The organism is Candidatus Melainabacteria bacterium RIFOXYA2_FULL_32_9, assembly GCA_001784615.1.
Classification (GTDB): Bacteria; Cyanobacteriota; Vampirovibrionia; order Gastranaerophilales; family UBA9579; genus UBA9579.
In genome coordinates, this window is the sequence record MFRQ01000027.1 from 1 (window position 1) to 9,258 (window position 9,258).

General features: G+C 32.1%; 10 protein-coding genes and 1 pseudogene (1 of these 11 only partly in view). 5 read left to right on the plus strand and 6 right to left on the minus strand.

What is annotated here, in order from left to right; genetic code table 11:
• Positions 1 to 110 precede the first annotated feature (110 nt).
• Both A2255_02985 and A2255_02990 read left to right on the plus strand, forming a co-directional pair.
• Positions 111 to 920 carry a hypothetical protein gene (locus tag A2255_02985; protein OGI22776.1) on the plus strand — a complete coding sequence of 270 codons (810 nt, stop codon included), beginning with the start codon at positions 111 to 113 and terminating at the stop codon, positions 918 to 920.
• Between the two features lie 31 nt (positions 921 to 951).
• Positions 952 to 1,467, plus strand: a complete 516-nt coding sequence (locus A2255_02990; protein ID OGI22777.1) for a hypothetical protein — start codon at positions 952 to 954, stop codon at positions 1,465 to 1,467.
• 285 nt (positions 1,468 to 1,752) lie between these two features.
• On the opposite strand, the gene A2255_02995 is transcribed toward A2255_02990, so the two are convergent.
• Positions 1,753 to 1,947 carry a hypothetical protein gene (locus A2255_02995; GenBank protein OGI22778.1) on the minus strand — a complete coding sequence of 65 codons (195 nt, stop codon included), beginning with the start codon at positions 1,945 to 1,947 and terminating at the stop codon, positions 1,753 to 1,755.
• A 260-nt stretch (positions 1,948 to 2,207) separates the two neighbouring features.
• Here A2255_02995 and A2255_03000 point away from each other — a divergent pair, with 260 nt between their 5' ends.
• Positions 2,208 to 3,020 (plus strand): hypothetical protein, encoded by an 813-nt coding sequence (locus A2255_03000; GenBank protein ID OGI22779.1) that lies wholly within the window; start codon positions 2,208 to 2,210, stop codon positions 3,018 to 3,020.
• A gap of 45 nt (positions 3,021 to 3,065) precedes the next feature.
• Here the strand turns inward: A2255_03000 and A2255_03005 are convergent, their stop codons facing one another.
• The 4 genes from A2255_03005 to A2255_03020 all read right to left on the minus strand — a co-directional run bounded on the left by A2255_03005 (position 3,066) and on the right by A2255_03020 (position 6,608).
• Complete coding sequence (locus A2255_03005; GenBank protein ID OGI22780.1) at positions 3,066 to 3,743, minus strand: dTMP kinase; 678 nt, start codon at positions 3,741 to 3,743, stop codon at positions 3,066 to 3,068.
• A 7-nt stretch (positions 3,744 to 3,750) separates the two neighbouring features.
• Entirely contained in the window at positions 3,751 to 4,422 is a 672-nt protein-coding gene (locus A2255_03010) for a dTMP kinase (GenBank protein ID OGI22781.1), read from the minus strand.
• Between the two features lie 94 nt (positions 4,423 to 4,516).
• A complete protein-coding gene (locus tag A2255_03015) occupies positions 4,517 to 5,542 on the minus strand; it encodes a hypothetical protein (protein ID OGI22782.1) in 1,026 nt (341 codons plus the stop codon).
• Positions 5,543 to 5,600: 58 nt separating this feature from the next.
• Positions 5,601 to 6,608, minus strand: a complete 1,008-nt coding sequence (locus A2255_03020; protein ID OGI22783.1) for a 2-hydroxyglutaryl-CoA dehydratase — start codon at positions 6,606 to 6,608, stop codon at positions 5,601 to 5,603.
• 396 nt (positions 6,609 to 7,004) lie between these two features.
• On the opposite strand from A2255_03020, the gene A2255_03025 reads away from it, so the two are divergent.
• Both A2255_03025 and A2255_03030 read left to right on the plus strand, forming a co-directional pair.
• Positions 7,005 to 8,339 (plus strand): hypothetical protein, encoded by a 1,335-nt coding sequence (locus A2255_03025; protein ID OGI22784.1) that lies wholly within the window; start codon positions 7,005 to 7,007, stop codon positions 8,337 to 8,339.
• A 147-nt stretch (positions 8,340 to 8,486) separates the two neighbouring features.
• Positions 8,487 to 9,092 carry a hypothetical protein gene (locus A2255_03030; GenBank protein ID OGI22785.1) on the plus strand — a complete coding sequence of 202 codons (606 nt, stop codon included), beginning with the start codon at positions 8,487 to 8,489 and terminating at the stop codon, positions 9,090 to 9,092.
• On the opposite strand, the pseudogene A2255_03035 reads toward A2255_03030, so the two are convergent.
• A pseudogene (locus A2255_03035) lies at positions 9,093 to 9,258 on the minus strand (hypothetical protein) (it continues 125 nt past the right edge of the window).

The following is a 9,258-nucleotide window of genomic DNA, read 5'->3' on the forward strand; positions in this document are numbered from 1 at the left end:
ATCCTGTTATTTCAATGTTTATAATTATTAATGTAGGTAAAAGATTTCTTGTTATTTTTCTTAATATTTTATTTATATGTGTGGTTATGAAAAATTAGTAAAAAGGTAGTATGAAAAAAATATTTATATATAGTTTTTTGTTTCTTTTCTTATTAACTGGTTGTAGTGTTGGGCAAAATAGTAGTACTGGAAGCAGTAAAATATCAAAAAATGCCAAAATACTCCTAAATAAAGGAATTGATGAAATAGAATCAGGTGATATAAAAGAGGCTACTAATTCTTTTAATCAGTTAGTAAATAAATATCCTGATTTTGCTGTTGGCTATTATAATCTTGGGCTTGTGTATGCTCAAAGTAATGAGCTATATAAAGCAATCAATTCGTGGGAGCAAGCAGTAATACTTGATAATTCATATGCAGATGCATATTATAATTTGGGATTGGCTTATAAATCCATGCATAATAATAAAAAAGCTATTGAAAATTTCTCTAATTATATAGCTTTACGGCCAAATGATGCTGGTATTGATCTTGTCAAAAAGGAATTAAACGAACTACAAGAACCTTATCAGGGTAAAGGAATAATTGGTCGAGTATCTTTATCAGATAATGCTGATTTCAAGAATAAGATTGTTTTAAGTCCTAAAAATTTCTTTAAGCCTGATACTGCGTGTATTTACGCAGCTATAGAGATTGCAAATGCACCTAAAAATACTGATTTGAAAGTTATTTGGTATTATTTAACATCTGATAATCAAAAAGTGCCGGTGAACTTGTTAAAATTTGTGCTTGAGGATTCTAAAAATGTGCTTTTATCCCTAAATAAGCCTGAAGAGGACTGGCCTATCGGAAAATACGAACTGGATATTATCGTTAATGGCAAAATAAATGACATTATTCCTTTTGAGGTTCTAAAATAATTGAGTTATTTTTGTAAATTGGGGAAGGTTTATGCCATCAGGAAAAATGCATGACAGTATAGCTTTTATATCTATTATTCCTATGTTTTTACTGGGTGGCTGTGTGTTTAATAATAATCCTCAACATATATATGTTTTTGCGTTTGCTGTTACTTTTAGTCAATTAATGTTCGGACCTGATTTGGATGTACAGAGTAGGCAGTATAAGAGATGGGGGCTTTTGAGATGGATTTGGCTTCCATATATGAAGTTATTTGCTCATAGATCAAGATTCACACATGGTATAATATTTGGTCCTATTTTTAGGTTTATTTATCTCTTAATTGTTCTTATATTGCTTTTTATATCAACTGTATTTGTTATAGGTCATTTATTAGGTAATAATTTTTTCTTATCATTGTTATTTAGTGTTAATCAAGTTGTCAGAGACGCTGATATATCGAGTTTTACTCCTTTTTTATTACCATTTATTTTTGGTATATTTCTTGGTGCAGCAATTCACACTATAACAGACAAGGTTTTTTCTTTTTTTAAAAATCTTGTCTAATATAAATTTTTGAACGTTTATTTGCAGTTTTCGGTATTTATAAAATTTTTAAAATCGCCCAAACTGTCATTACGATGTGGCTATGCCACGGTCACATTGTCATCAATCTTTCTTTAATATACAAGAATCATTGATAATGGGTTTTTGGCATCGTGGTAATCTTTCTAATGTTCACCATATAGATTGCCACGCCTGCGTTGCAGGCTCGCAATGACATACTATATTATTAGTTTATTTTAACATTTTCTAGGCAAGCACCATATTTAAATCTTAATTTTAACTAATCTAAGTGTCTGGATCCAGGGCTGTTCTGGATGAACTATCTTGAAAAAGAGTATTAGAGTTGTTGTTTTCAAACAGATTTGCTATAGCATCTCCAAAATAATATAGTCCAGCTAAAGATAAGGCTAAAAAGACAGCTGCAACTGCTATGAATTCTACTAGATTTTGCCCTTTTAACTTTCTACTTTTTGAGCTCATTTATTATCTCCAGTTTCTTATTAAGAGATTATTCTTATTATAATTATACCTCTCAATATAATGTCTTCAACTTATTATTAGTTATTTTGCTTTTTTTAACATAGGGTACAAAGCTATTAAGTCTGCTTTATATGTTTACATAACCCTTCTGTCTAATTGATTATTTATGTATAAGGATTTATTTATTTAAGAGATGTTTAGTTCAATATTATCTTTTAAATTTATTGAGAGTGATAAATAAAAATTTGATGGAGGGGGTTATGGTTAGGTTCTTAGTTTTGTCAGTATCATTATTAATAGCTATTACTAGTAATTTTATGCAGTCAAGTATTGCTCAGGTTGCTCCCGGGAAGCAAGTATCTGAACCTGAAGTTAAAAAATATGAATTAACTGATGAAGTTAAAGATAATGCAATATTGGCCATTTCGAGAACGACATTAACTAATGAAACAACAAAAGTTGGTGATCCATTTTCTGCAGCAGTAGTCGAAGACTTAGTGGTAGGTAATAACATTATAGTACCGTCAGGGAGCGTTCTTACAGGCCAAGTTACTGAAGTAAGAGAACCAAGTAGGAGGCCTATTAATAAGAACGGTCTTATTAAGATATCAATTAATCAGATTACAACACCTGATTGCCAGGTTATCACACTTGAGGGAAATGAGGTTTTAGGCTTAGCAATTTCTCAATATGCAAAAACATTAAGGAGAAGGGTTGTTGAGAGAATACCCACTCTTGCTGTTACTAATGGTGTGTCAATTCCTCTAAACGAAGAAACTGATTTAAATGGTGGAGTTGTGTATGCTATAAGCACAGGAGCAAGAATGGTTACAGGGTTTGCTACAGGATTAGTAGTTCCAGACCCAGGAAGAACAAGAATCGTATCTGCTTTTAGGATGGCTGCATTTGAAACACCTATTGGAACAGCATATCAGTTTTTGGGTAAAGGTTATCCTGTAAATATAAATTGTGGAGATAGTATTGTTCTTAATTTTGATGAACCAACCATTGCGAAGATTCAGGAACAATATACAGTAGCTCAGACAGCACAGCCTACTACAGCAGCAAAATAAGTAAAATTAAAGTTTAATATAAATAATAAAGTAGCTAAATTATAGCTACTTTATTATTCCTGTATTTAATAATGCTTTTATATTTTCCCGCATTGCAGTTTGAATTGCATCTATATTATCATTACCATTTAATGTAATAAAATCATATTCACTAGACATTTTGGTGTATTCTTCGGTAATTCTGCTTTGATAAATTTTAAAGCTTTCGTAAAAATCTGTACTTAATCCTATATCACGTCCTGACTCAAAATAATCAAGGCCACTTGTAGAAATTATTCGCTTTAAAAGTATATCTACCGGTGTTTGTAGATAAAAAACGAGGTCTGGAGTTGGAGCAAAATCATATAATTTTCTTACCCATACTGGACTAACTCCTCTAACAACGTCTCTTGCAAATGCAGTATATGTATACCTATCTGTAAGCACAATTAAACCGGCTCTTAATGCAGGAATAATATTATGTTCAAGCCTATCTGCAAAATCCGCTGCATACATAAGACTAAATGTATTAGCATTTAATAAATTCTGCTCTTTAGCCTTGTCAATTACTCTACCTATGAGTCTTGAAGTTTTCCACTCACTTACCATTACTCCATAGCTTTCAATTGCAAGCCATTCACGCAGTTTATTTATCTGAGAAGATCTTCCTGATCCATCAGTCCCCTCTATTACTATTAGTAGCCCTGGATGACCGTGCTTTGTTTTTGGGTTAAGTATGCTCATAATGATTTTAGACTTTTATTCCTTTTTCACTAAGTTTTTTTCTTACAATATCTCTAAATAATAATTGCTGGTTATGAATGGTTTCTCCTGCATTAATTTGAATAAGACCAAATTCATCTACCATTCTATCGTATTCAGTTATTACCTTGCCTTGAAATAATTTATAGCTTTCATAAATATCATTACTTAAATGTAAATCCATTCCGGCTTCATAAAACTTGGGTTCACGGTTTAAGCAGATTCTATCAAGCGAGGTCTTAACTGGAACTTTAAAATATAAAGATAAATCTGGCTTTACAGAAAAACCATACATATTCCTAACCCAGTTAGGATCAACACCCCTTGCAACATCTCTTGCAAAAGCAGTGTATACATACCTATCTGCAAGAACAATGAAACCCGCTTTTAGTGGTGGTACTATTATCTGCTCTAATCTGTCTGCAAAATCTATGGCATGTAAGAGGCTAAAGGTCCTTGGACTTAATATATTTTTCTTCTTAGCTTCTTTTATTGTTTCAGAAATAAGTTTTGAAGAGTTCCACTCGGTAAAAATAATATCACCTAAGACAGATGTCAGCCAATCTCTTAATAATGCCAGCTGTGTGCTTTTACCAGAGCCGTCAATTCCTTCAACTACTATTAATGTTCCTGAAAGATTATGATCTTTATTTAAACGCATACCATTTTAACTGCTTATAATTACAAACTAATAAATATTATCATAAATGAATATTAAAATTCATCTATTTATTAAACTTTTAATTAAATCTTATTTATAAATTGCTTTCCTGTAACTTATTATCTCGTTTATTAATGCATTCTTCAGCTTCTTTTTCAAGTCGCTCAAAAATTTCTTTTACTGAGATAATATCTCTATATTTTGTGAGATTGGCACCTGTGAAGAATAAGCCATTTTCTAAGTCACCTGTACGGGCTGCTTCAAGAGCTTTTATGATACAGAAACTATGTGAACAGTGTTTCAGGCAGACGTCACATCTACTAGGTTTTTCTATAGTGCCATCTAAAAGCCTTTGAGTAAGTGGGGTTAAAATCGCTCTTGCTGGTAGACCCACTGGGCTTTTAATCATGCAAATATCTTTTTCTTCAGTATTAATAAAGAGCTTTTTAAAGTTATCATGCACATCGCATTCTTTACTTAATACAAATCTTGTTGCCATTTGAACACCATCAGCACCGAGTGAAAAAGCTTCCATTATATCGGCACCTGATGTAATTCCACCTGCAGCTACAAGCGATACATGATCCACGTTTTTATAATTTGGAGTTGAATCTAGCGCTTCACGTATTTCCGGGATTAAGCTTCTAATTGGTTCACATGTTCCAACGTGACCACCAGCTTCTCCACTTTCTACAATTATTGTAGTTGCACCGAGTTTTTTAGATAAAACCGCAAGTTTTGCAGAGCTAACTATTGGAACAACAGGAATATTTGCTTCTCTGCCTATTGAAAAAATATCTCTGGAAAATCCTGCACCGAATACAATAAGATCAACTTTTTCTTCCAGTGAAATTCTAACAAGATTGTTAAATTCTGAAGCAGCAAACATAATATTTACGCCTAGTAAACCACCTTTATTGGTGATTAAGCTTCTTGCTAATCTGATTTGGTCTCTTAGCTCTGGCTCAGGCAATCCTGAAACAGCTATTAAGCCGATTCCGCCGCAATTTGCAACTGCTGCGGCCAGTGGAGCTCTACTGACTCTTATTGCCATCCCACCTTGTATGATGGGTTTATTTGCGATTACATTTTCTTTTATTTTTAATGGATGGAATATCATAGATCACTTTCCAACTTTTGTACTAATTATAACAGAGAAATAAAACAAAAAAACAAATTTATCCTGCAAGATCCCATTTACCACAAGTTCCACCCCATCTTGCAATTATATTGCCTTTAACTTCTTTGGGTGATTTGGCATCTTGATTTTCGAGTTCGCCTTGTACTATTGTAATCACTTCACAATTATTTGAACAGTCATTACATTCATGAGTTAACGAATTGAAACTAAAGTCTCTTACTTCCCATCCCTTGAACTTTGTATTAGCCCTGGTATATTCATAATTTTCCATTGCTAATAGTGCAGCTCCTATGGCTCCCATAGTTTGATGGTTTTCTGGGACAACTACTTCTAATCCTAATGCTTCTTCAAATGCTTTTACCATTCCTATATTAGTAGCAACACCGCCTTGGAATACGACAGGTGCTAAAATTTCTTTGCCTAAAGCTAAATTACTTAAATAATTTCTTACTAATGCCTGACATAGTCCATAGAGCAAATCAGGTACAGGGTATCCAAGTTGTTGTTTGTGTATTAAGTCGCTTTCGGCAAATACACCGCATCTTCCGGCAATTCTAGCTGGAGAATTTGACTTTAATGCTGTTGAGCCAAATTCTTCAATAGGAACATTAAGTCTGCTTGCTTGTTGGTCAAGAAAGCTGCCTGTTCCTGCAGCACATACAGTGTTCATAGCAAAGTCAGTAACAATACTATCTCTTAATATGATAATTTTGCTATCCTGGCCGCCAATCTCAAGAATTGTTTGTACTCCTGTGACATGAATGCTTGCAGCAACTGCGTGCGCTGTAATTTCATTTTTTATTACATCAGCACCCATTAATGCTCCTGCCAGCTGTCTTCCGCTACCTGTGGTACCTACTCCGCATATTTCATATTCTTCATTTGCTTGTTGGAGTAGCATACTCATGCCGCTTTGTATTGCAACTACAGGTTTGCCTGCTGTTCTGAGCATTACACTGTCTATATATTCACCAGTTTCATCTATTACTGCTAATTTTGTTGTGACTGAACCTACATCTATACCTAAAAATGATCTTTTTGCCATTTTTATCTCCATTATTTAACAGATAATAGTTTTTAAACTATATTCTATTTAAAAATATGAAAAACATGATAATAAGTAAAGATTATCAAGTTACCTAATTTAAATCTAATTGGCTATTATCCTTGATATCAATTATAAATATCTGGTAAAGAGTTGTTAATTAATCATATATTAATTTATTTTAACTACTGACTTATTAAGAATAAATAATACCTTAAGTTTGAACCAAAAAGTATAAATATGCCATTAATACGAAAGTTTGGTATTAGATAACCCTGTGAATCTCAGTAATTGCAAGGTGTGGAAATAAGAATTTATATGTGAAATACTATTTTTAGAACAAGAATTTTGGTCTATTAATAAGTTGTAGCAGGAAGATTAAATTTTGGAATTAAAATGAAACAAGCTATCGAATTAATTCAATCTCAAAACTATATAGAAGCATTAAACATTTTAAATAAATTAATAAAAAATGAACCATCTAACTGGCAAGCATTAAGCGAGGCAGGTTTTTGTCATATTCAAGTAGGAGAGTTAATAAAAGCTCAAGATAAGTTTGATTTGGCTTCCCAGTTTAATCCAGAAGATCCTTGGATATGGCAGCAGTATAGTTATGTTCTATTTCAGCTTGGTAAAGTTTCTGGTGCAATTAGCGCGCTTAGAAAAGCTGTTAAGTCGAAACCGTATGATATTATGATTAATTATCAATTAGCCTTTCTCTATTTCAGGACTAAGGATTTTAGTAATTCTTTGAAATATGTTGATAAGGCCATAGAGCTTTCTAATGCTTCAGGAAATCATATTTATATTAATGATTTACTTGGCATGAAGGCTATGATATATGAAAATACTGATCATAATAAGGCAATAGAAGTTTATTTTACTATATTTAAAACCCTGGAAGATGATGCTTGTTCTTATGATAAGTTTTCCAGCTTGATTATCGACAGGTTTGAATTTTCAAGCAATCTTACTGAACTAAACACAGCATTTCCTGAATATAATGAAGCTACTCAGTTGTTTAGATCAGGTGATCTGGATAATGCTATTAATTTGTATAAAAAAGTAATTAAAGAGCATAAATTTTGCTATCCTGCATATCTGGGATTAGCTCAGGCTTTGTACGAGAAAAGGTTTAGTACTCGAGATATTGGTGATTATAATGATCCAGCAGGTATTTCTAAGTTATTTAAAAATTACGAACAATTAAATAAAACAGAGAAAAATATCATAATTGCTTCGGTCTTACCTTTTGAAAATTTTATTCCAATAATAAATAGTCGTGATTCTCATTTTGTAATTGCGCCGATTGATACTAAGTTAACAGACTATCCTGCAAATCAATACCTGAAGAATAGGAATTATCTTGAAAATATTTCGTACTGTTCATTAAGGGGAATTGGTGGGGATAATGCATATGTTGGAATTGAAAGATTAAGGGATTTTTTATGGGAAGTTCCTCAAACATTGAAGTTTATACCGGCATGTGTTGCTCATGAATTTGCGCATTTAGTCTGGTGTTCGTTAGATAAAAATGTAGTAAAAAGGGTTGAAAAGCTTTATAAGCAGGCTAAAATGAGTCAGTCATTTATATCAAATTATTCAAGTGAGAATGTTCAGGAATATTTTGCTGAATACTATGCGCTGTATGCGAGATTACTAAGTTCTAATGCAGAACTTCCTGAGAATGATCCTATGATTGGTATTTTGGAAGAATTAAAGAGAATATAGAATATTAGAAAAATTAGCTCCTTTATTAGGGGCTAATTTTTTGTCTTACTGATAAATCATATAATAAGAGGAATCAGGTTATTTTTGAAATGCAGTATCCTTATTATTAGAATTAATAAAGATAAGATAGCTGCATTAGAGTAAAATATGTTTCAAAAACAAAATCTTTTTAAATTATCATTATTGCAGGTTAGTGCTATTTGTATAATTGTACTGTTTACAAGTGGCGCAGGATATGTTGGTGAGTTGCCTAAACTGGATAATTATTCGGGTGCATCACAGGTTGATATTCAGAAAAGTGAACCGGTTTTACCTCTTGCTCCGAGAAAATTTCCAGCTGTTTATACAGGTGCAATTATCAATCAAGGTAGGTATAGTCAATATTTAAAGGACTTGGATGAGCTTATTCCTATACTTGAGAATATGAAGCAGTATATTGAGGATAAAAATACTAATATTCAAATGTTTTGTGCCAAGGCAAGCATGATAAATTTGTATGTTAACAATTTAAAAGTCAAATATGATAATAAAACTGAAAGAAATTATGAATCTTTTAAACAATTAATTATTCTAAATAAAAAGCTTAGTGAAACAACAGAATATTGGCGTTATACCAGCAAATATAACAAGCTTATTCGAGGATCACTGGAAGATCGAGAAAAAGATCAGGAAATAATGAACCAAAAATTAAATACTGCTTTAAAGGCAATAAATACGACTTTAGAAATTTTAAAAGAAAATTCTACTGATTAATTAGCGGTCTATTAGTAATTTTAATTTTTTGTAAAAGTTTTCATGTGCTGCTATAAGGTGCACAATTACTATAAGATTATCTGTATCTATTGAATATGCTATCCTGAATTCTTTTCCTGTATATTTAATATGGTGTGAATATATGTTTGTTAATGGAGATGTGAGT

Coding starts and splice junctions, on each gene's coding strand:
- A2255_02985 (OGI22776.1), top strand. CDS start 111: ATGAAAAAAATATTTATATATAGTTTTTTGTTTCTTTTCTTATTAACT.
- A2255_03000 (OGI22779.1), top strand. CDS start 2,208: ATGGTTAGGTTCTTAGTTTTGTCAGTATCATTATTAATAGCTATTACT.
- A2255_02990 (OGI22777.1), top strand. CDS start 952: ATGCCATCAGGAAAAATGCATGACAGTATAGCTTTTATATCTATTATT.
- A2255_03015 (OGI22782.1), bottom strand. CDS start 5,542: ATGATATTCCATCCATTAAAAATAAAAGAAAATGTAATCGCAAATAAA.
- A2255_02995 (OGI22778.1), bottom strand. CDS start 1,947: ATGAGCTCAAAAAGTAGAAAGTTAAAAGGGCAAAATCTAGTAGAATTC.
- A2255_03025 (OGI22784.1), top strand. CDS start 7,005: ATGAAACAAGCTATCGAATTAATTCAATCTCAAAACTATATAGAAGCA.
- A2255_03010 (OGI22781.1), bottom strand. CDS start 4,422: ATGCGTTTAAATAAAGATCATAATCTTTCAGGAACATTAATAGTAGTT.
- A2255_03020 (OGI22783.1), bottom strand. CDS start 6,608: ATGGCAAAAAGATCATTTTTAGGTATAGATGTAGGTTCAGTCACAACA.
- A2255_03005 (OGI22780.1), bottom strand. CDS start 3,743: ATGAGCATACTTAACCCAAAAACAAAGCACGGTCATCCAGGGCTACTA.
- A2255_03030 (OGI22785.1), top strand. CDS start 8,487: ATGTTTCAAAAACAAAATCTTTTTAAATTATCATTATTGCAGGTTAGT.